The 20,788-nt window shown below is 72.4% G+C and carries 17 protein-coding genes; 8 read left to right on the top strand and 9 right to left on the bottom strand.

Annotated elements, in window-relative coordinates:
• Positions 1 to 68 precede the first annotated feature (68 nt).
• Entirely contained in the window at positions 69 to 266 is a 198-nt protein-coding gene (locus AB0B33_RS09560; RefSeq protein WP_360768919.1) for a hypothetical protein, read from the top strand.
• 26 nt (positions 267 to 292) lie between these two features.
• On the opposite strand, the gene AB0B33_RS09555 is transcribed toward AB0B33_RS09560, so the two are convergent.
• From AB0B33_RS09555 to AB0B33_RS09545, 3 genes are read right to left on the bottom strand one after another with little or no spacing between them, the layout of a single operon-like run.
• The gene (locus AB0B33_RS09555; RefSeq protein ID WP_360768916.1) at positions 293 to 1,024 is read right to left on the bottom strand and encodes a glycosyltransferase; all 732 of its coding nucleotides are present in this window, start codon (positions 1,022 to 1,024) and stop codon (positions 293 to 295) included.
• Complete coding sequence (locus AB0B33_RS09550) at positions 1,021 to 2,304, bottom strand: bifunctional PIG-L family deacetylase/class I SAM-dependent methyltransferase (RefSeq protein ID WP_360768913.1); 1,284 nt, start codon at positions 2,302 to 2,304, stop codon at positions 1,021 to 1,023. The genes AB0B33_RS09555 and AB0B33_RS09550 overlap by 4 nt, the downstream gene beginning before the upstream one ends.
• Positions 2,301 to 3,260, bottom strand: a complete 960-nt coding sequence (locus tag AB0B33_RS09545; RefSeq protein WP_360768911.1) for an acyl-CoA dehydrogenase family protein — start codon at positions 3,258 to 3,260, stop codon at positions 2,301 to 2,303. Before AB0B33_RS09545 ends, AB0B33_RS09550 begins: the two co-directional genes overlap by 4 nt.
• A gap of 66 nt (positions 3,261 to 3,326) precedes the next feature.
• Here AB0B33_RS09545 and AB0B33_RS09540 point away from each other — a divergent pair, with 66 nt between their 5' ends.
• A complete protein-coding gene (locus AB0B33_RS09540) occupies positions 3,327 to 4,298 on the top strand; it encodes a magnesium transporter CorA family protein (RefSeq protein WP_360768908.1) in 972 nt (323 codons plus the stop codon).
• Here the strand turns inward: AB0B33_RS09540 and AB0B33_RS09535 are convergent.
• A complete protein-coding gene (locus AB0B33_RS09535; RefSeq protein WP_360768906.1) occupies positions 4,276 to 5,433 on the bottom strand; it encodes an FAD-dependent oxidoreductase in 1,158 nt (385 codons plus the stop codon). The two genes, AB0B33_RS09540 and AB0B33_RS09535, sit on opposite strands and share 23 nt — an antisense overlap.
• Before the next feature lie 879 nt (positions 5,434 to 6,312).
• Here AB0B33_RS09535 and AB0B33_RS09530 point away from each other — a divergent pair.
• The gene (locus AB0B33_RS09530) at positions 6,313 to 10,872 is read left to right on the top strand and encodes a HAMP domain-containing protein (RefSeq protein ID WP_360768903.1); all 4,560 of its coding nucleotides are present in this window, start codon (positions 6,313 to 6,315) and stop codon (positions 10,870 to 10,872) included.
• A 4-nt stretch (positions 10,873 to 10,876) separates the two neighbouring features.
• On the top strand, positions 10,877 to 13,249 hold the full coding sequence (locus AB0B33_RS09525) for a SpoIIE family protein phosphatase (protein WP_360768900.1): 2,373 nt from the start codon (positions 10,877 to 10,879) through the stop codon (positions 13,247 to 13,249).
• Between the two features lie 48 nt (positions 13,250 to 13,297).
• Here the strand turns inward: AB0B33_RS09525 and AB0B33_RS09520 are convergent, their stop codons facing one another.
• Positions 13,298 to 14,392 (bottom strand): ionic transporter y4hA, encoded by a 1,095-nt coding sequence (locus tag AB0B33_RS09520; protein ID WP_360768897.1) that lies wholly within the window; start codon positions 14,390 to 14,392, stop codon positions 13,298 to 13,300.
• A 51-nt stretch (positions 14,393 to 14,443) separates the two neighbouring features.
• Positions 14,444 to 15,346 (bottom strand): LysR family transcriptional regulator, encoded by a 903-nt coding sequence (locus tag AB0B33_RS09515; protein WP_360768894.1) that lies wholly within the window; start codon positions 15,344 to 15,346, stop codon positions 14,444 to 14,446.
• Between the two features lie 70 nt (positions 15,347 to 15,416).
• On the opposite strand from AB0B33_RS09515, the gene AB0B33_RS09510 reads away from it, so the two are divergent.
• Both AB0B33_RS09510 and AB0B33_RS09505 read left to right on the top strand, forming a co-directional pair.
• Positions 15,417 to 17,150, top strand: coding sequence for a pyruvate dehydrogenase (locus AB0B33_RS09510; protein ID WP_360768891.1), 1,734 nt, complete (start codon positions 15,417 to 15,419; stop codon positions 17,148 to 17,150).
• A 93-nt stretch (positions 17,151 to 17,243) separates the two neighbouring features.
• A complete protein-coding gene (locus tag AB0B33_RS09505) occupies positions 17,244 to 18,077 on the top strand; it encodes an alpha/beta hydrolase (protein ID WP_360768888.1) in 834 nt (277 codons plus the stop codon).
• Positions 18,078 to 18,089: 12 nt separating this feature from the next.
• On the opposite strand, the gene AB0B33_RS09500 is transcribed toward AB0B33_RS09505, so the two are convergent.
• Complete coding sequence (locus tag AB0B33_RS09500; protein WP_360768886.1) at positions 18,090 to 18,437, bottom strand: VOC family protein; 348 nt, start codon at positions 18,435 to 18,437, stop codon at positions 18,090 to 18,092.
• A 169-nt stretch (positions 18,438 to 18,606) separates the two neighbouring features.
• On the opposite strand from AB0B33_RS09500, the gene AB0B33_RS09495 reads away from it, so the two are divergent.
• Together AB0B33_RS09495 and AB0B33_RS09490 are read left to right on the top strand one after the other, a co-directional pair.
• Entirely contained in the window at positions 18,607 to 18,852 is a 246-nt protein-coding gene (locus AB0B33_RS09495) for a hypothetical protein (protein WP_360768883.1), read from the top strand.
• Positions 18,853 to 18,883: 31 nt separating this feature from the next.
• Complete coding sequence (locus tag AB0B33_RS09490) at positions 18,884 to 19,381, top strand: hypothetical protein (RefSeq protein ID WP_360768880.1); 498 nt, start codon at positions 18,884 to 18,886, stop codon at positions 19,379 to 19,381.
• Here AB0B33_RS09490 and mftB read toward each other — a convergent pair.
• Positions 19,362 to 19,610, bottom strand: a complete 249-nt coding sequence (mftB, locus tag AB0B33_RS09485; protein WP_247023511.1) for a mycofactocin biosynthesis chaperone MftB — start codon at positions 19,608 to 19,610, stop codon at positions 19,362 to 19,364. The two genes, AB0B33_RS09490 and mftB, sit on opposite strands and share 20 nt — an antisense overlap.
• Before the next feature lie 13 nt (positions 19,611 to 19,623).
• Complete coding sequence (locus AB0B33_RS09480) at positions 19,624 to 20,733, bottom strand: NDMA-dependent alcohol dehydrogenase (protein WP_247023510.1); 1,110 nt, start codon at positions 20,731 to 20,733, stop codon at positions 19,624 to 19,626.
• Positions 20,734 to 20,788: the final 55 nt, after the last annotated feature.

The following is a 20,788-nucleotide window of genomic DNA, read 5'->3' as shown; positions in this document are numbered from 1 at the left end:
AGGTCCGCGGCTGGTGGACGGCCTCGCAGACGACTCGGTCCGCTTTCCCGGCGCAGGTGATCCCGACGGTGTCGCGGACGACGGAGACGAGCTGGACCCGGGTTTCCGCCGTGGCCGCGGCGGCGGGCACCGCGGTCAGTGCCGTCACCACGAGCAGTGCGGCCGGCAGCATCCTCCAGACGGTCGTCACCGGCCGATCTTCGCGGCGCGGCGGGTGGCGCAACAGCGACAACCGCTACGAACGACCTCCACAACCGCTGTGGTGAGGGAGCGCGGGGGCGGGTCGAGGTGCTCACGAACGGTGGCCGCACCCGTCGTGGTCCCGGGCCAGCCGGCGGAGCAGCGTCGCCAGCCCGTCCGGGGCCCGGCCGTGCAGGCGAGCGCTCGTCACCACCGGCGCCGCCGACTCGAAGCAGCGGCGGAAGCCCGCTTGCCCGAGGCGGCGCCACAAGTCGTGGTCCTCCCCGGTCGCCCGCGGGCCGAAGCCGCCGACGACGTCGAACGCGTCCCCGCGGACCGCCAGGTTCGCGCCGTACACCGAGCCGTGGCCCGCCGCTGTCCGTGCGTCGTCGAGGACGTGCTCGTACTGCCGCAGCGCCCGTGCCGACGTGGTGAACGGCGCCGCCAGCTCGGCCGTCCCGGCGATCGCGTGGTAGCCCTGCCGCGCGCGGGCCAGGTGCGCCCGCGCCCAGCCGGGCGTCACCCGGGTGTCGGCGTCGGTGCTCAGCAGCAGCGTCCCGGCCGCGGGCGTGCGCAGCAGCTCGCGCACCCGGGCCACCCCGAGGTCGCGGACTTCGCCGATCGTCCGCGCCGCCTCGGACACCAGGACCGTGCCGGGCAGGTCGCCGAACGCCGCCTGGGCCATCGCGGCGGTCGCGTCCCGGCAGCGGTCGGCGACCACGCAGACCGCGTACGCGACCCCGGCCGGCAGCCGCCGCAGGGCTTCGCCGAGCGCGTTCAGGCACGCGCCGACGTGCTCCGCCTCGTCCCGCGCCGGGACGACGACGCCGACCGCCTCGATCACCGGCGCCTCAGCACGTGCAGCAGGAACTGGTCGTCGGTGTGCTCGACCAGCGGCTCGAACGCCGGGTGCGCCAGCAGCCGGGCGTGGGCGTCCCGGCCGTCGCGCGGCGCTTCGGGCGCCCACGGCCGCCAGTGCACCGCGAGCAGGTGCCCGCCGGGGCGCAGCGCGGCCACCGACGCCTCGACGGTCTCGTCGAGCGCGCGATCGTCCAGGTAGTACAGCAGTTCGCCGTAGACGAACAGGTCGGCCGGGCCGGCCGGGATGGCCTCGGGCACCGATCCGATGTGGACGTCCACATGAGACAGATCGGCGACGGCCTTGCGGGCGCGCTCGACGGCGGCGGGCACGGGGTCGAAGGCCAGCACCCGATCGGCCCGGCCGGCGAGGTCGCGGGTGAGCGCGCCGACGCCGCAGCCCGGCTCGACGACCGTGCCGTAGCGCTCGTCGGGCAGGCACGCCAGCGCTACCGCCCGCTTGCGCCGCTCGTACCACTTCGTCCCGACCGACCACGGGTCCTCGGCACCCGCGTACAGCTCCGCGAACCGGCTGACCGGCGCCGAACCCCGCGGCGGCTCGCGGAAGAACACCTCGGTGTCGCGCGCGAAGTGGGCCAGCACCTCCGCCGGCAGGATCGGGTCCTCGCCGCGCGGACCCGGCCCGAGCTGCGAAGGGAACGCCTCGATCGCGGCCGCCTTGCCGGCGCGCTCCGCCGCCGTGAGCCGGAGCGACCGGGCCCGCGTCCACGGGATGGCCGGATCGTCCGGGCGCAGCCAGTGCCACAGCCAGATCGGGTACGACCAGCACTGCGTCGTGAGCGGCGCGGCGGCGAGCGCGGCCCGCGCGGCGGCCTGGTGGTCCGGGTGCGGGTCGTCCGGCCACGGGAACAAGCACAGGTCGTGACCGCCGGCGCGCTCCCGCACCGCCGCCGCCAGTTCGCCGCCGTGCGCCGCGAGATCGGCGTCCGGCAGGCCGAGCCACACCGGCTCGACGTCGGAAAGCCCTTGTGCCCGCAGGGAATCCCGCAGTTCCCGGCGGCGCGTCCGGCCCAGCTCACGGCGTTCCGCGGGGCTCGACGCGGGGAACGCGGCCTCGCCGTCGGTCGCGACGACGAGCGTCACCCCGGTGCCCGCGGCGTGCAGGCGCTGCAGGAGCCCGCTCGCGCCGAGCGTCTCGTCGTCGGGGTGGGCGGCGACGACCAGCGCGCGCTCGAACGCCTGCGCCGGCCAGGCCGGCGACGCGGGCAGCGCGGCCCAGTCGGCCTCGGGGACGTACGCGGTCACGGCGTGCCCAGGACGTCGCGGCCGAGCGCGGCGAGGTCCCGCTCGGCGTGGTGCTGCCGCACGTACACCGGCAGATCGGCGACCCGCTGGGCGAAGCGCCGGTCCCGGCACGCCGGCGTCGGCCCGGTGACCTTCAGCGCCCGTTCCAGCATCTCGACGGCGGTCCGTTCGGCCGCGGCCCGGCAGGTGGCCGCGAGCAGCGGATCCACCGGCCCTTCGACGGCCCGCGCGAGCATGGCCTCGGCGGCGGACAACGCGGTGTGCATCGCGCCGACGTGCGCCAGCTGGTGCTCGTCGGCGCCGCCGCGCTCACGCAGGTAGGCGAGGACGCCGTCGAAGACGCCCGCCGCGCCGCCGAGCCAGACCGCCGCCACGCCGGCGCCGCCGAGCGCGAACCCGGGGCGCGCCACGTACCAGCCGGGCGGGCCGACGACGTCCGCGCGCACGCCGTCGAAGACGACGTCGCCGCTGTCGGAGGCGTCCATCCCGACCGCCTGCCAGGCGTCCGGGTGCCGCCGCACGCCCGGGTCGGCGAGATCCGCCTCCACCAGCCGGTCTCCCGCGGCGACCAGCGCGCGGTCGAGCAGGGACAGTCCCGAGCAGAACCGGACCGTGCCGGTGAGGACGCCGTCTTCGAGCACCGCGCCGGTGCCGCCGGACTTCGCCGCCCACACGCCGTAGAGCGCGCCGGGCACGGGGGAGCGGCCCGCCTCGGCCAAGATCGCGACGGCGTCGGCGTGCCCCTCGGCGAGCCGGGCCAGGGTCAGGTCGCGGCGGCCGAACGCGGCCAGCGCCGCCCAGCGGGCCGCGGTCCCGTCGCCGCCGGGCAGCGGCAGGTCCAGCTCGCCGGCGGTGTGCAGGGAGCGCAGTTCGGCACCGACGACGGCGGCGGTGCGCGGCGAGGACAGGGGCTTGGGCGGCTGCTCGGCCAGCAGGCGTGCGTTCACAAGATCCACGGGTACCCGTTTTCGCGTGGCCTACGCCGACGTGTGAACGCCTTCCCGATCGGGAACCCGGTGACCATGAGGAGAACCCGCGCCTACCGCGACGGCGTGCTGCACAAGGAAGACTTCCCGGTCGCGGCCGTTTCCGACTTCCTGGCCGAACCGGACACCACCGTGTGGGTCGACCTCTGTGAACCGTCCGAAGCGGACCTGGCCGAGCTCGCCGAGGAGCTGGGCCTGCACCGGCTCGCCGTCGAAGACGCCGTGCAGGAGCACCAGCGGCCCAAGCTCGACCGCTACGACGGGCACGCCTTCCTGACCGCCTACGCCGTCCGGTTCGACGCCGCGGCCGAGCGCACCGAGACCGCCGAGCTCGCCGTGTTCATCACGCCCCGCGCGCTGGTGACCGTCCGCAAGGACGACGGGTTCGACATCGAGGCCGTCACCCGCCGCTGGGACCAGGCCACCGACCTGGCGAAGTCCGGTGTGCCCTTCCTGCTGCACGGCCTGCTCGACCACGTCGTCGACGGCCACTTCGACGCCGTCCAGGTGCTCGACGACGAGGTCGAGGCGCTGGAAGACCTGGTGTTCGACGAACGCCCGGACACCGCCGAGCTGCAGCGGCGCTCGTTCCGGCTGCGCAAGAACCTGACCGCGCTGCGCCGGGTCGTGGCTCCCGTGCCCGACGTCGTCGCCTCGCTGATGCGCCCGGACCTGAAGCTGGCCGACGGCACCACCCGCCCGTACTTCGAGGACGTCCACGACCACGCGCGGCAGGCCGCCGACCACGCCGAGGCGCTGCGCGAACGCCTCACGACGGTCCGCGAAACCCAGCTGAACCTGCAGAGCGACCGGCTGAACCTGATCATGAAGAAGGTCACCGGGTGGGCGGCGGTGATCGCGGTGCCCACCGCGGTGACCGGGTTCTACGGCCAGAACGTCCCTTACCCGGGCAACGGCACGACGCTCGGGTTCTGGGTTTCGACGACCGTCATGCTGGTGCTTTCGGTCGGGCTGTACACGCTGTTCAAGAAGAAGGACTGGCTGTGACGCCGCGCTTGATCAGGTCCTGGCCCCGTTCGTAGTCCTCGTCGGCTTCGTGGGTGAGGACGCCGACCGTCCGGCCTTCGCGCTCGTACCAGACGGTGAAACCCCCGTCGTCGCGTGGGAACGGGCGCGCGCGGTCGAAGCCGTCGCCCCAGGCGGCGTACTTCAGGACGCGGTCGCCGAGCACCGACCAGAAGCCGGGAACCTCGTCCCAGACGGCTTCTTCACCGGCCGCGGTCCGCCCGGCGACTTCGCCCATCGCGAGGCCCTCACCCCAGTGCTCGACGGCCAGTGCGCGCCCGGCCGCCGGGTTGTAGGCCAGCGCGACGTCACCCGCGGCGAGCACGCCCGGCTTGCTGGTGCGCAGGTGTTCGTCGGTGCGGATCCGGCCTCGTTCGACGGCGAGCCCGGCCGCTTCGGCCAGCCCGATCCGGGGCCGGACGCCGGTGGCGAGCACGACGAGCCCCGCGTCGAGGACCGGCACGAGGTCGGTGCGGACCCGGTGGCCGCTCTCGACCGACAGCAGCTTCGTCCCGCGCAGGACGCTCACGCCCTCGGATTTGAGCCAGCGCAAGAGGAATCGCCCGGCGTCGGGGCCGAGCCGCTTCTCCTGCGGGACGTCGTCGGGGCAGACGATGGTCACCTGAAGCCCGAGCCGGGTGAGGGAGATGGCGGCTTCGCACCCGATGAACCCGGCGCCGACGACGACCGCGCTGCGCACTCCGTGCGCGGCCGCTCGCAGCGCACGGGAGTCGGCGGCCGACCGGAGGGTCCGCACGTCGGGGTGGTCGGCACCCGGGAGGTCGGGCCGGACGGGTTCCGCGCCCGTGGCGAGTACGCAGGCGGTGAACGGGTGCACCGCGCCCGAGGCGGTGCGGACGCTGTCCTCGCCCAGTTCGGTGACGGGGTCGTCCAGCGTGATGGTGATGTCGTGCTTTTCGGCGAGTTCTTCGTCCAGCGGTGGGAGATCGGCTTCGCCGCGCAGGAATTCCTTGGACAGCGGCGGGCGCTCGTAGGGCGGGTCGGGGTCCGCGGTGAGCAGGCGGACGGGCCCGGTGCCACCCGCTTCCCGGTAGGCGCGGGCCGCCGACACACCGGCCGGCCCGCTTCCGACGACGACCAGGTTCTCGGCATCCATGCCGGAGGAGTACCCCGGGGGCGGCGGGATAGTCGTGCCGTCGCCCGTGTCGCCGCGGGTTGCCGGTGGGGTGCTTGCGATCGCCTGCGCCGCTTACGGGTTTGCCGGTGGGACGCCGGTCGCTGCCGGTTGCTCGCGGTATTGCTTGCCGTCGCGTTGCCGCTGGGATGCTTGCGGTTGGCCGCGCCATCGCTTGCTGTCGGCGGGGTGCTCGCGGTCGCCTACGCCGCCGCTCGCTGGCGGCTGCTCGCGGTGTTGCTTGCCGCCGCCGCGTTGCCGCTGGGGTGCTCGCGGTTGTCCGCGCCACCGCTCGCTGCCGCCGGGATGCTTGTGGTCGCCCCGACGCCGCCGCTCGCGGGCTGCTGCCGCCGCGCGGTTTGCCGCCGGGCTGCTCGCCGCGGGGATGCCTGGGGCCGCCGCGCGGTTGCTGCCGGACCGCAGTGCTCGCTGCCGGGTCGCGTCGAGTTGCTTGCGCCCCCGTGCCCGCGCGCCGCCTGCTCGTGGTCGCTCCGGCCTCGGCGACACGCCGGTGCCATGGTCGCGAATGACTCGTTCGCGACCCCGGCGCGCCCCATCTCGTCCACAGTGGAGCGTCCATTGTGGACCCCTCATCGCCGCGCGCGACAACAGGCGGTGACCCCCGCGTGCGTGGGGTACCGCTGCCTGGGAGCGCGTTCAGCCGAATGGGTCAACGTGGCCGGATGGCCTGGGGGGAAAGGAAAGGCTCTCGAGCACCGCCTGGGGAGCGCGCGCGGACACGGGCGCGGCTGGTTGCTCAACCGTTGCCGCTCAGGATAGTGCAGCTGCACTATGCTGAGCCATCCGGTGTGCTCACCGGGACGGCGCCGGGGCGCCGACGACCGGAGAAACGGGTGGCGGATGAGTGGGGCAACGGTCGAAGGGGCACGCCCGGGGACCAAAGGCGCGGTCGCAGGCGTGGGCGAGGCGGGGGAGCAGGAGCTGCGCCGGCTGCTGGCCGGGCTGACCGCGGTCCGCGACGGCGACTTCGGCATCCGGCTGCCCGGCGGGGCCGACGGCCTGCTCGGCGAGATCGCCACCGTCTTCAACGGCATGGCCGACCAGCTGTCGCTGTTCACCTCCGAGGTCACCCGCGTGGCCCGCGAGGTCGGCAGCGAGGGCCAGCTCGGCGGGCAGGCGAAGGTCCCCGGCGTGTCCGGCACCTGGAAGGACCTCACCGACTCGGTGAACGCCATGGCCGGCAACCTCACCACCCAGGTCCGCGACATCGCGCAGGTGGCGACCGCGGTCGCGAAGGGCGACCTCTCGCAGAAGATCGACGTCGACGCGCGCGGTGAGATCCTCGAGCTGAAGGACACCGTCAACACGATGGTGGACCAGCTGTCCTCCTTCGCGGACGAGGTCACCCGCGTGGCCCGCGAGGTCGGCAGCGAAGGCCGCCTCGGCGGGCAGGCGCAGGTGCCCGGCGTCGGCGGCGTCTGGCGCGACCTCACCGACTCGGTGAACTTCATGGCCGGGAACCTGACCGACCAGGTCCGCAACGTCGCCCAGGTGACCACCGCGGTGGCGAAGGGCGACCTCTCGCAGAAGATCACCGTCGACGCCCGGGGCGAGATCCTCGAGCTCAAGAGCACGATCAACACGATGGTGGACCAGCTGTCCTCCTTCGCGGACGAGGTCACCCGCGTCGCCCGCGAGGTGGGCACCGAGGGGCGGCTGGGCGGCCAGGCCGACGTCAAGGGCGTCTCGGGCACCTGGCGCGACCTCACCGACTCGGTGAACTTCATGGCGGGCAACCTGACCGACCAGGTCCGCAACATCGCCCAGGTCGCCACCGCGGTGGCGAAGGGCGACCTCTCGCAGAAGATCAACGTGACCGCCCGCGGCGAGGTCCTGGAGCTCAAGGACACGCTGAACACGATGGTGGATCAGCTGTCCGCGTTCGCGGACGAGGTCACCCGGGTGGCGCGCGAGGTCGGGACCGAGGGGCGGCTGGGCGGCCAGGCGGACGTCAAGGGCGTCTCCGGCACCTGGAAGGACCTCACCGAGTCGGTCAACGTCATGGCCGACAACCTCACCGCGCAGGTCCGCTCGATCGCCCAGGTCACCACCGCCGTCGCGCGCGGTGACCTGTCCCAGAAGATCCGCGTCGACGCGCGCGGTGAGATCCTCGAGCTCAAGGACACCATCAACACGATGGTGGACCAGCTGTCCGCGTTCGCGGACGAGGTCACCCGCGTCGCCCGCGAAGTCGGTACCGAAGGCAACCTCGGTGGCCAGGCGACCGTCCGCGGGGTCTCCGGGACCTGGAAGAACCTCACCGACAACGTCAACGTGATGGCGTCCAACCTGACCGGGCAGGTCCGCTCGATCGCCCAGGTCGCGACGGCCGTCGCCCGCGGTGACCTCTCCGGCAAGATCACCGTCGAGGCCAAGGGCGAGGTCGCGGCGCTGGCCGACGTCATCAACACGATGGTCGACACGCTCTCGGCGTTCGCGGACGAGGTCACCCGCGTCGCTCGCGAAGTCGGCACCGAAGGCATGCTCGGCGGCCAGGCGCGCGTGCCGAACGTCGCCGGCACGTGGAAGGACCTCACCGACAACGTCAACTCGATGGCGAACAACCTCACCGGGCAGGTCCGCAACATCGCCCAGGTGACCACCGCCGTCGCGCAGGGCGACCTGACCCGCAAGATCGACGTCGACGCCCGCGGCGAGATCCTCGAGCTCAAGACCACGATCAACACGATGGTCGACCAGCTCTCGGCGTTCGCCGCGGAGGTCACGCGCGTGGCGCGCGAGGTCGGCAGCGAAGGCCGCCTCGGCGGCCAGGCCGAGGTCGAGGGCGTCTCGGGCACCTGGAAGCGGCTGACCGAGAACGTCAACGAGCTGGCCGGGAACCTCACCCGGCAGGTGCGCGCGATCGCCGAGGTCACCAGCGCCGTCGCCGAGGGCGACCTGACCCGCTCGATCACCGTCGACGCCTCCGGCGAGGTCGCCGAGCTGAAGGACAACATCAACTCGATGGTGGAGTCGCTGCGCGAGACGACGCGGGCGAACCAGGAGCAGGACTGGCTGAAGTCCAACCTGGCCACCATCACCGGGCTCATGCAGGGCCGGCGCGACCTCGCCGTCGTCGCGGCCGCGGTGATGGACGAGCTGGTCCCGCTGGTCAACGCCCAGTACGGCGCGTTCTACCTGGCCGACGACACCGCCGAGGTCCCCGAGCTGCGGCTGGTCGGCGCGTACGGCCACCCGGACGGCGAGGGTCCGGTGGCCCGCTTCCGGATCGGCCAGTCGCTCGTCGGGCAGGCGGCCCGCAGCCGCCGCCCGATCGCCGTCGACGACGTCCCGCCCGGCTACGCCACCATCTCCTCCGGCCTCGGGAGCACCGTGCCGGCCAGCCTCTTCGTGCTGCCGATCGTGGTCGAGGACCAGGTCCTCGGCGTCATCGAACTGGCGTCGGTGCACGGCTTCACCACCGTGCACCGCGGGTTCCTCGAGCTGCTGATGGAGCAGATCGGCGTCAACGTCAACAGCATCGTCGCCAACGCCCGCACCGACGAGCTGCTCGGGGAGTCCCAGCGGCTGACCGCGGAGCTGCAGGCCCGCTCGGAAGAACTGCAGGCGCGCCAGGAAGAGCTCCAGTCGTCCAACGCCGAGCTGGAGGAGAAGGCGGCGCTGCTGGTCACGCAGAACCGCGACATCGAGACGAAGAACCTGGAGATCGAGCAGGCCCGCCAGGAGCTGGAGGCCCGCGCCCAGCAGCTGACGCTGGCGTCGAAGTACAAGTCGGAGTTCCTGGCCAACATGAGCCACGAGCTGCGCACCCCGCTCAACAGCCTGCTCATCCTCGCCCAGCTGCTCGCGCAGAACCCGACCCGCAACCTCACCGCCAAGCAGGTCGAGTACGCCGGGATCATCCACTCCGCGGGTTCGGACCTGCTGCAGCTGATCAACGACATCCTCGACCTGTCGAAGGTCGAGGCCGGGAAGATGGACGTCACGCCGGAGCAGGTGTCGCTGCGCGGCCTGCTGGACTACGTCGAGGCGACGTTCCGGCCGATGACCTCCCAGCGCAACCTCGACTTCCGGATCACCGTCGCCCCCGGCTCGCCGCCCGAACTGCTCACCGACGACTCGCGGCTGCGGCAGGTGCTGCGCAACCTGCTGTCCAACGCGGTCAAGTTCACCGAGGTCGGCGGGATCGAGCTGCACATCGAGGCGGTCGACGTCGAAACGCTGCCGCGGCCGCTGCGCGCGCACGGCCCCGCCGTCGCCTTCCGCGTCACCGACACCGGCATCGGGATCGCCGAGCACCAGCTCGAATCGATCTTCGGCGCGTTCCAGCAGGCCGACGGCACCACCAGCCGCAAGTACGGCGGCACCGGGCTCGGCCTGTCGATCAGCCGTGAGATCGCCCAGCTGCTCGGCGGGTTCATCACCGCCGAGAGCACCCTGGGCGAGGGCAGCACGTTCACCTTCTCGCTGCCGGTCGCCCGCCCGGACTTCGCGACGCTGCCCGCGGGGGACCACCCCGGCGCGCTCGTCGTCGCGGGTGACCCGGGTACCGCGCTCACCACGTCCGCGCCGCGCGCGTACCGGCGGCTGCTCGTCGTGGAGGAGCGCCAGCACGGGCTGCTGACGCTCGTCGCCGAGAGCGCCGCCGCGGACCTCTCCGACAGCCGGGACATCGGCCTCTCGCCCGCCGACGTCGAAGTCGTGACGGCGGTCGGCACCCAGGAGGCCGCGGCCGCGCTCGCCACCGACGCCTACCACTGCGTGGTGCTCGACCTGGACCTGCCGGACCGGACCGCGTTCGGGTTCCTCGACGCGATGCAGGGCGACAGCGCGCTGCGGCTGGTGCCGGTGCTGGCGCACAACAGCCGCCGCCTCGACAGCGAACTGGAGCAGCTGGTGCAGTCCCGCGCGGACGTCCAGTCGCTCGAAGTGCTGTCCGGGCTGGACGAGCTGCGCGAGCGGATCGCCCTGCACCTGTCGGCCGAAGAGCCCGGCGCGGTGCTGCCGCTGGTCCGCCCGGACGAGCCGGCCGCGCCGGTGCGGGCGGCCGACGTCGACACCACGCTGTCCGGGCGCACGGTGCTGATCGTCGACGACGACCCGCGCAACGTCTACGCGCTGACCGGGATCCTGGAACTGCACGGGATGCAGGTGCTGCACGCCGAAGACGGCCGCAAGGGCGTCGAGACGGTCGCCGCGCACCCCGGCATCGACCTGATCCTGATGGACGTGATGATGCCGGAGATGGACGGCTACACCGCGACCGCGAAGATCCGCGCGATGCCCGAGCACGCCGCCATCCCGATCGTCGCGGTGACGGCCAAGGCGATGCCGGGCGACCGGGAGAAGAGCCTCGCCTCCGGCGCGACCGACTACGTGACCAAGCCGGTCGACGCGGACGACCTGATCGCCCGCATCAAGCGGCACGTGACGGCGTGATCGGGTGACCGCCGACGAAGAGCTGCTCCCGGTCCCGGGGCGCCCGGCCGAGGTGTCGGCCAACCTGGCCCGGCTCGCCGACACCGTCGCCCGGCTGCGCGGCGAGGTCGACCACGCGCACGCCGTCGCCGACGGCCGCGCGCTGATCGAGCTGGCCAAGGGCGTGCTGATGGAACGCCTCCACTGCACGCCCGCCGACGCCGCCCGGCAGCTGGAAAGCCTCGCCGGGCGGGCCGGGCTGACGCCGCTGGAGTTCGCCGCGGACGTCGTCGGCGAAGCGGCCGAGGACCGCATCACCGAAGTGGCGCAGGAGTTCCTGGCCCGCGCGGAGGGCGAAGACTCCGTCGCGGTGCGGCTGCGCACCGCGGAAAGCGGGGTGCTCGCGGCGGGGGACACCCAGCGCGTCGCGGAGTCCATCCTGGAGCACGCGCTGCGCCCGCTCGGCGCGACCGCCGTCGCGGTGTGGCTCGCCGGGCCGGACGGTTCACTCACGCTGGCCGGGTCGGCGGGGTTCTCCGCCGAAGAGGCGGCCCGCTGGCGGTACGTCCCGCCCGGGGTGGCCACGCCGGCCCGCAACGCGCTGCTCGAACGCGACACGGTCTGGTACCCGACGCTGTCCGGCGCCGGGCTGCCTTCGCTCGGGCAGCACACCCTCTCCGGCGGCGGGCGCGTCGCGGTGCCCACCGGCACCGGCGGCCGGATCATCGGCGTCGTCGAGATGTGCTGGCCCGAGCCGCTGCCCGCCGAGCCGGGGCGGCAGCGCCGTCAGCTGGAGGCACTGGCCGAGCTGTGCGGGCACACGCTCGACACGTGGGACGGCGTGGTCGCGCCGGTGGCCGCCGGGTCCGGGGACTTCCTCAGCGAGCTGGTGGACTTCGTCGACGGCCTGCACGACCCGGCGGTGCTGCTGTCGCCGTGCGTCGACGGCGGCCGGCTGACCGACTTCCGCATCCACCACGCCAACGTCCGGTTCGCCGACCCCGGCGGCCGTCCCCGCAGCCGGATCGTCGGCACCCGCCTGCTGGAGACGTACCCGCTGGCGGCCGAGGAGAGCGGCCTGCTCGACAAGATCCGCCGCGTCTACGCGACCGGCGAGCCGTTCCGCGCGGGCAGCCTGGCGGTCACCACCCTCGTCGACCAGGTGCCGCTGACGGTGCACACCGACGTGAGCGTGACCCGGTTCGCCGGCAACGTGCTGCTCATCCTGCGCATCCAGGACGACGCGGCGAAGCTCGCCGTATTGCTGCAGCACGCCCAGCGGCTCGGCCGGATCGGCGGGTTCGAGGAGAACGTCGTGACCGGGACGATCACCTGGAACACCGAGCTGTTCGCGCTGTACGGCCTGCCGCCGACCGCCACGCCGCTGTCGCTGCACGAACTGGCCACGCACGCGCACCCCGACGACGGGCCGGCGATCGGCCGGTTCCTGCGTGCGGTGCTGCACCACCAGCGCCCGTCCTCGACGGCGTTCCGGCTGCAGCGCTCCGACGGCGTCGCCCGGCACATCCGGGTGGTCGCCGAGCCGGTCGCCGACGCGGCCGGCGAGCTGCTCGCCGTGCGCGGCGCCTACCAGGACGTCTCGTCGCAGCACTGGACCGAGGTGGCACTCGCGGCGACGCGGGACAAGCTGGCCGAGACCGAGCAGCAGTCGATCGAACGCAACCGGCTCGCGCTGCAGCTGCAGCACGCGATCATGCCGCCGGCCAAGGGCCCGATCGACATGCCGGGCCTGCGCGCGGCCGTCCGCTACCGGCCGGCCGAGAAGGAGCACCTGGTCGGCGGTGACTGGTACGACGCGGTCGCGCTGCCGACCGGCGAGGTGCTGCTGTGCGTCGGCGACGTCGCCGGCCACGGCATCGACGCGGCGACGGGCATGGTGAGCCTCCGCAACGCGCTCCGCGGCCTCGCGGCGACGGGTGCCGGCCCGGCGCAGCTGCTGACCTGGCTGAACCTGGTCGCCTACCACCTCACCGACCACGTGACGGCGACCGCGGTGGCGGCGGTGTACGACCCGGCGACCCGGGCGTTGCGCTGGGCGCGCGCGGGACACCTGCCCCCGATCGTCCGCCACCGCGACGGCGAGGTGACGACCCTGCCGCTGATCCGCGGCTCGCTCCTGGGCGCGGTCCGGGACGTGACGTACCAGGAGGAGGAGATCCGCCTTGCGGAGGGCGACATCCTGCTGATCTACACGGACGGCTTGATCGAGCGCCGCGACCGCCCGGTCCAGGAGACGGTCTCGCGGCTGGTGACCCTGGTGGAGCGCCACGAGGGCGGCTTGGAGCACCAGCTGGACACGCTGCTGACCTACAGCACGGCGGACACCGACGACGACACGTGCGTGGTGGGGATCGAGGTCCGGTCGGCGAGCTCGTGAGTGGGAAACGGTGTTCCAACGCTGTTTCCCACTCAAGACCGGGGGCTCTCAGGGGTTGACGGCCAGCACCAGGAAGCCCGCCAGCAGCACCAGGTGCACGCCGCCCTGGAGGCGGGTCGCCCGGCCCGGGACCACCGTCAGGACGCTCACCACCACCGTCAACGCCAGCAGCACGATCTGCGTCGAGCCGAGGCCCAGCAGCAGCTCGCCCGGCAGCCACAGCGACGCCAGTGCGATCGCCGGGATCGTCAGGCCGATGCTCGCGATCGCCGAGCCGTAAGCGAGGTTCAGGCTGATCTGCATCCGGTCGCGCTGGGCGGCGCGCGTGGCCGCGAGGGTCTCCGGGAGCAGGACCAGCAGGGCGATCACCACGCCGACGAACGACTGCGGGAAGCCGGCCGCGCGGACGCCCGCCTCGATCGCCGGGGACTCCACCTTCGCCAGGCCGACCACCGCGACCAGGGCGACCAGCAGGAGCGCGAGGCTGCCCAGCGCCGCCCGGTTCGTCGGGGGCTCGGCGTGGTCGTCCTCCTTGACCTCGCCGTCGGCCGCCACCGGGAGGAAGAAGTCGCGGTGGCGCATGGTCTGCGTCAGCACGAACGTGGCGTACAGCGCCAGGGACGCGACGGCGGCGAACGTCAGCTGCGCCGAGGAAAACGCCGGGCCCGGCGTGCTGGAGGTGAACGTCGGCAGCACCAGGCTCAGCGTGGCCAGCGTCGCGACCGTGGCCAGCGCGGCGCCGCTGCCTTCGGAGTTGAAGAGGGTGACGCCGTAGCGGCGGGCGCCGACCAGGAGCGAGATGCCGACGATGCCGTTGGTCGTGATCATCACCGCCGCGAACACGGTGTCGCGCGCCAGCGAGCCGGCGTCCGGGCCGCCCGAGACCATCATCGTGACGATCAGCGCGACTTCGATGACGGTGACCGCGACCGCGAGCACGAGCGAGCCGAACGGTTCCCCGACGCGGTGCGCGACGACCTCCGCGTGGTGCACCGCGGCCAGCACGGTCGCCCCGAGCGCGATCGCCACGATCGCCACGAAGACCGGGCCGAGGTCGCGGCCCCAGGCGAGCGCGAGCACGAGGATGCCGAGCACGGGGGTGACGGAGGTCCAGGACGTCAGGAAGGATCTCAGCGCGGCCATGTCTCCACCCTGTCACACCGGCGGTCACTTTGCGTGGTCGTACGGCGATTCTCACATGGTCCCTTGTGGACGGTCGAACCGCGCGGGAACGGTGCCGAGCACGTGCCGCCGGAAGGTTTCGCTGGGTGCGGGGAGGTTCCGCCCGGCCACCCACGCGAGCCCGATGTCGCGGGCAGCGTCCACATCGGTCAGTTCCAGGTGCGGCGCCGGGAACGCCGCCGTGTGCGGCAGCGGCAGCACGGACACGCCGAGCCCGGCGGTCACGAGCCCGCGCAGCGTCTCGACTTCGTCGCCTTCGAACCCGATGCGCGGGGCGAACCCGGCCTCGGCGCACAGCCGCTCGGTCGTTTCGCGCAGCGCGTAACCGGGGCGCAGCAGGATGAACGTCTCGTCCGCGACGTCGGCGAGGCGGACGCGGTGGCGCCCGGCGAGCCGGTGGTGCGGCGGGACGGCCAGCCGCAGCGGCTCGACGAGCAGGCGTTCCCAGTGCAACTGGGGGTGCCCGGGGTCGCCGCTGGTGAGGACGAGGTCCGCGGTGCCCTCGAGCAACTCCGCCTCGAGCCCGGCCTCGCCGTGCTGCCGCAGCTCGAAGCGGGTGCTCGCGTGCTCGCGCAGGAAGCCGCTCAGGACGTCGGGCACGAGCCAGGTGCCGAAGGTGTGCAGGAAGGCCAGCGGCACGACCCCGGCCCCCGGCGCGACGATGTCGGCGACTTCGCGCAGGCCCTGGTCGAGCTGGTCGAGCACGAGGCCGGCGTGCCGCTTGAAGACGTGCCCGGCCGGCGTCAGCCGCAGCAGCCGCCCGGACCGGCGGAACAGCTCGGCGCCGGCTTCGTGCTCCAGCCGCCGCAGGGCCCGGGAGAGCGCGGGCTGGGTCAGGTGGGCCCCGGCCGCGGTCTCCGTGACGGTCGCGCCGCCGGCGACCTCGCGGAAGAGCCGCAGCATCTGGACGTCCATGCGCCCAGTGTATGGAAGTTCAGCCGATCAGGCATTGGACGCATGCGCCGGGGCGGGGCAGGCTGAAGGTATGGCTACGGTGGCAGAACAACTGGTCAGGACGCTGCGGGACGCGGGCGTCGAGCGCATCTACGGCATCGTCGGCGACAGCTTGAACCCGATCGTCGACGCCGTGCGCCGCACCGACGGCATCGAGTGGGTGCACGTCCGCCACGAAGAGACCGCCGCCTTCGCCGCGGCGGCCGAAGCGCAGGTCACCGGCAAGCTAGCGGTGTGCGCGGGCAGCTGCGGGCCGGGCAACCTGCACCTGATCAACGGCCTGTTCGACGCCCACCGCTCGGGCGCGCCGGTGCTCGCGATCGCGTCGCACATCCCGTCCAACCAGATCGGCACCGGGTTCTTCCAGGAGACCCACCCGGACCGCCTCTTCGCCGAGTGCAGCCACTTCAGCGAGGTCGTCGCGGACCCGGCGCAGCTGCCGCGGCTGCTGCGCATCGCCACCCAGGCCGCCGTCGGCAAGGGCGGCGTCGCGGTGCTGACCATCCCGGGCGACCTCGCCGACCGCAAGGCCACCGGCCCGCTCACCGAGCGGCTCCCGCTGGTCGAGCCGTCGCCGCCGGTGCCGTCCGCGGAAGCCGTGCAGGAGCTCGCCGACCTGCTGAACTCGGGGGAGAAGGTGATGCTGTTCGCGGGCGCGGGCGTCCGCGGCGCGCACGAAGAAGTCATGGCGCTGGCGGAAAAGCTCGCCGCCCCGGTCGGGCACTCGCTCGGCGGCAAGGAGTGGATCCAGTACGACAACCCGTTCGACGTCGGCATGAGTGGCCTGCTCGGCTACGGCGCCTGCTACGACGCCATGCACGAAGCCGACCGGATCGTGTTGCTGGGCACGGACTTCCCGTACGACATGTTCCTCCCGCAGGCGCGCACGATCCAGGTCGACCACGACGCTTCGCGCCTCGGCCGCCGCACGCCGCTGGACCTGGCGGTGCACGGCGACGTCAAGGCGACGCTGCGCGCCCTGCTGCCGCTGCTGCGCCCGCGGACCGAGCGCGCGTACCTGGACCGGATGCTGCGCGAGCACGTGCGGAAGCTGGAGAAGGTCGTCGGCGCGTACACGGGCAAGATCGAGCAGCGCCGTCCGATCCACCCGGAGTACGTCGCTTCGGTGCTCGACGAGGTCGCCGCGGACGACGCCGTGTTCACCGTCGACACCGGCATGGGCAACGTCTGGGCCGCGCGCTACCTGACCCCCAACGGCCGCCGCCGGGTGCTCGGCTCGTTCCGGCACGGCAGCATGGCGAACGCGCTCCCGCACGCGATCGGCGCGCAGCTGTCCCAGCCGGGCCGCCAGGTCGTGTCGCTCTCGGGCGACGGCGGGCTCGCCATGCTGATGGGCGACCTGCTGACGCTGCCGGCCTACGACGTGCCGGTGAAGATCGTGGTGTTCAACAACGCCACGCTCGGCATGGTGAAGCTGGAGATGCTGGTGGACGGGCTCCCGGACTTCGGCACCGACCACGCGCCGGTGAACTTCGCGGCGATCGCGGCCGCGTGCGGCGTCTTCGCCGAGCGGGTCGAGGACCCGGCCGACGTCCGCGGCGCGCTGGAGAAGGCGTTCGCCCACCCCGGCCCGGCGGTCGTCGAGGTGGTGACCGACCCGAACGCGCTGTCGATCCCGCCGCGGATCACCGGCGAGATGGTGCGCGGCTTCGCCTTGGGCGCGACGAAGACGGTGCTCAACGGCGGCGTCGGCAAGATGGTCGACCTGGCGCGCGCCAACCTGCGCAACGCCCCGCGCCCGTGACCCAGGAGTGCTGTCCGACTGTCATGGACGCAGGCGGGAATCGGTTGCCACCCGGCAACCTGACTTGGCTCAAGATCGCTGATCTTGGGTAGGGTGCTGGCTGTTGAGCTGCGGTTTCGTCGTGTGAACGGCGAAAATCTGCGCACTGAGCGGCCGGTTCCAGGGGGCTGCCCATCGCTTCCCGGTTACGGCTTCAGCGACAAGCCGGCCGCGCCGGGGCGGGGGATCGAGCGGATATCCGACGCGTGGTGCGAGCTGATGGCCCGGCTCGGCTACCGGCGGTTCGGCGCCCAGGGCAGCGAGTGGAGCACCAGCATCGCCACGAGCACCGGTCAACGGCAGCCCGATCGGGTCGCCGGCATCCATCTCACACCGCCGCTCGCACCGCCCGATCCGGCCACGTTGGACGACCTCACCGGTGCCGAGCGGGCGGCGCTCGCGACACTGCGGGAGGCGGACGAATGGGGCTCCGGATACTCGGCGCAGCAGTCGACCCGGCCGCAGACGGTCGGCTACGGGCTGGTCGACTCGCCGGCCGCCCTCTGCGCCTGGATCGTCGAGAAGTTCTGGTCGTGGACCGACTCCGGTGGCGACCTGCATCGGGTTATTACCCGGGATGAGCTGCTCGACAACCTGATGCTCTACTGGCTGCCCGGCACCGGTGCCTCATCCGCCCGGCTGTACTGGGAAAGCCTCCGGCAGGTCAACGAATGGATCTCCGGGTCGGCCGGCGCAGCCGGTGACCGTACCCACCGGCTGATCGGTCTTCCCCAAGAAATGCAGCGCCCGTCTCGGCGGTGGGCGGAGCGCCGGTTCCCGAACATCCGGTACTGGAACGAGCCCGGCAAGGGCGGCCACTTCGCGGCGTTCGAGCAGCCGGCGTTGTTCGTCGACGAGGTCCGGTCATTCTTCCGGCTGGTCCGCTGATGGTCACCCGTACTAGGTAAGCGGCTGGCTGAAGATCAACAAGTGCCCATCGGGTGTCCGTACGTTGAAGTCGCGCATCCCGTAGGGCCGGTCAGCCAGTGGCTCGACGATGTCCGCGCCGCGGGCGCGCAGCTCGTCGTGGCAGGAATCGACGTCGTCGACGACAACCGTCACCCTGGCCGGGCCGACGCTGCTTTCGGCGTACAGGTGGAACTCGGCGGTATCGCGGATCACGGCCGCGTAGCTGGGTGGGGTCTCCCAGGTGAATATGGTGTCGAATCCGAGCGCGTCCGTGAAGTACGACCGCGCTGCCTGCACATCTCGGCACGGCAGCACGGGAATCGCCACCCGCATGACCATTCCGTCACCTTACCCGACTTTGGCTCAAGATCGCTGATCTTGGGTAGGGTGCTGGCTGTTGAGCTGCGGTTTCGTCGTGTGAACGGCGAAAATCCGCGCGCTAAGCGGCTCGGCGCATGACGATGCGGCGTTGGAGGCGCTCAGGGCGGTGGCGAGGCAGCGTCTGGCTATGGGGCAGCCCGAGCTCGACTTCGGCCCGGACTTCGCGGCGTTGCAGGCCGGCAGTGGTGCTGGTGGTGACGAGGTGATCCGATTACTGGTGCTGGCACGGATCGTCGAGCCGACCAGCAAGCCGGACAGTCTGCGGGTGGTCGAGGAGGCAGGTTTCGACCCGCCGGCGTACGCGACCGCTCAAGCGGCGTCTGCCCGCGTTCGCGAGGCAGAAGTCGGCCGCGGCGTGCGCCCGCACCGCTGATCTGGGGCCGGCGTCACTGGTTCTCCACGATGTGTCCACCTTGTACTTCGAGACCGATGCCGGGGACGGGTTCCGTGAGCCCGGGTTCTCCGAAGAACGCCGCCTGGAGCCGCAGATCACGATCGGGCTGCTCACCGACGCAAGCGGGTTTCCGTTGATGGTCAACGCGTTCGAGGGCAACCGGGGCGAGACCACTACGATGCTGCCGACCATCCGTGCGTTCATGGATGCCCACCAGCTGGCTGACGCTGGCATGATCTCTGCGGCCAACCAGCAGGCCATCGAGGCCGCGGGGTTGTCGTTCATCTCGGCGCGCGGATACCCGACGTGCCGTACGTGGTCCAGGCGTGGCGCCACGAGCACCCGGATGAGCAGATCCCCGACGGGCGCATCTTCACCCAGCCCTGGCCTGCCGGCCCCAAGGACCAGCGCCGCGACCAGATCATCTACTACCTGTACCGGGCGGACCGGTGGCCACCGCGTCGGGATCGCGGTGGCCACCGGGGGTTTCACGGCTCGGCGACGATGACGCCGGTGGCGGCGAGGTGTTCGAGCGCCGCCACCACCCGGGCCCGCGTGGTCTCGCCGAGTTCGGCGGCGTCGATCGCGTCGCGCGCCGTGGCGTGCATCGCCAGCGCCCGGACGAAGCGGACCACATCGGGAGTCCCGAGCAGGCACCCGTCCCGGTGCTCGCAGCGGTGGACGAGCACCTCGAAGGGCTCGTGGGGGTTCACCCGGTACGGCGCGTCGAGGTCCATTGTGGACCCCTCGCTACGCGTGGACGATCACGCCGCGGATGTTCTTCCCGTCGCGCAGGTCCTGATAGCCCTCGTTGACCTGCTCGAGGGTGTACTTGCGGGTGACCAGCTCGTCGAGCTTGAGCTTCCCGGCGTCGTAGAGCCGCAGCAGCCGGACGATGTCGTACTGCGGGTTCGCCGAGCCGAACAGTGTGCCCTTGATCGTCTTCTCGAACAGCGTCATGACACCGCCGGAGACGTGCACGGTGAGCTTCTCGGGGTTGGCGAGCCCGGTGATGACGACGGTGCCGCCCTTGCCGACGACGTTGAACGCTTCGCTGACGACGTCCTCCTCCACGGTGCCGACGGTGATCAGCGCCTGGTCGGCCAGCTGGCCCCAGGTGAGCTCGTTGACCTTCTCGGCGGCTTCGGCCGCGGTGGCGAACGCGTGGGTGGCGCCGAACTTGAGCGCCGCCTCCCGCTTGAACTCGACGGGATCGACCGCGACGACGTACTTCGCCCCGGCGTGCGCGGCACCCTGCACGGCGTTGATCCCGATGCCGCCGATCCCGTAGACGACGGTGGTGTCGCCGGCGCGCACCCCGCCGGCGTAGTTGGCGGTGGCCCACCCGGTGGGCACGCCGCAGCCGACCAGGACCGCGGTCTCCAAGGGGAGCCAGTCGTCGACCTTGACCACCGAGTGCTGCGAGATGGTGGCGCGCTCGGAGAACGTGCCGAGCATGCACATCGCGCCGAAGTCCTGGCCGCCGCCGTGGAAGCGGAAGGTGCCGTCGGGCAGGTGGCCGTCGAGGATGGTGGCGCCCATGTCGCAGAGGTTCTGGCGGCCGGTCGAGCAGTAGCGGCAGGTGCCGCAGTTCGGGATGAAGCTGCACACGACGTGGTCGCCGGGCGCGACCTTGGTGACACCGGGGCCGACCTCTTCGATGACCCCGGCGCCCTCGTGCCCGCCGATGATCGGGAACCGCGGCACCAGGTCGTTGTCGATCAGGTGCAGATCCGAGTGGCACAACCCGGCGGCGGTGTACTTGATGAGCACCTCACCGGGACCGGGCCCGTCGAGGTCGAGCTCCATGATCTCGAACGGCTTCCCGGCATCGAACAGTACGGCTGCCTTCGTCTTCACGGCCATCTCCTTGACGTGCGGCGTGCGTCCTCGCCCGTCGATTGTGAGCAGCCGC

This window comes from Amycolatopsis sp. NPDC049159, assembly GCF_040648295.1.
Lineage (GTDB): Bacteria > Actinomycetota > Actinomycetes > Mycobacteriales > Pseudonocardiaceae > Amycolatopsis > Amycolatopsis pretoriensis_A.
This window is presented reverse-complemented; position numbering and strand designations above follow the sequence as displayed.

Coding starts and splice junctions, on each gene's coding strand:
- AB0B33_RS09540 (WP_360768908.1), top strand. CDS start 3,327: ATGAGGAGAACCCGCGCCTACCGCGACGGCGTGCTGCACAAGGAAGAC.
- AB0B33_RS09535 (WP_360768906.1), bottom strand. CDS start 5,433: ATGGATGCCGAGAACCTGGTCGTCGTCGGAAGCGGGCCGGCCGGTGTG.
- AB0B33_RS09530 (WP_360768903.1), top strand. CDS start 6,313: ATGAGTGGGGCAACGGTCGAAGGGGCACGCCCGGGGACCAAAGGCGCG.
- AB0B33_RS09520 (WP_360768897.1), bottom strand. CDS start 14,392: ATGGCCGCGCTGAGATCCTTCCTGACGTCCTGGACCTCCGTCACCCCC.
- AB0B33_RS09515 (WP_360768894.1), bottom strand. CDS start 15,346: ATGGACGTCCAGATGCTGCGGCTCTTCCGCGAGGTCGCCGGCGGCGCG.
- AB0B33_RS09510 (WP_360768891.1), top strand. CDS start 15,417: ATGGCTACGGTGGCAGAACAACTGGTCAGGACGCTGCGGGACGCGGGC.
- AB0B33_RS09500 (WP_360768886.1), bottom strand. CDS start 18,437: ATGGTCATGCGGGTGGCGATTCCCGTGCTGCCGTGCCGAGATGTGCAG.
- AB0B33_RS09495 (WP_360768883.1), top strand. CDS start 18,607: ATGGGGCAGCCCGAGCTCGACTTCGGCCCGGACTTCGCGGCGTTGCAG.
- mftB (WP_247023511.1), bottom strand. CDS start 19,610: ATGGACCTCGACGCGCCGTACCGGGTGAACCCCCACGAGCCCTTCGAG.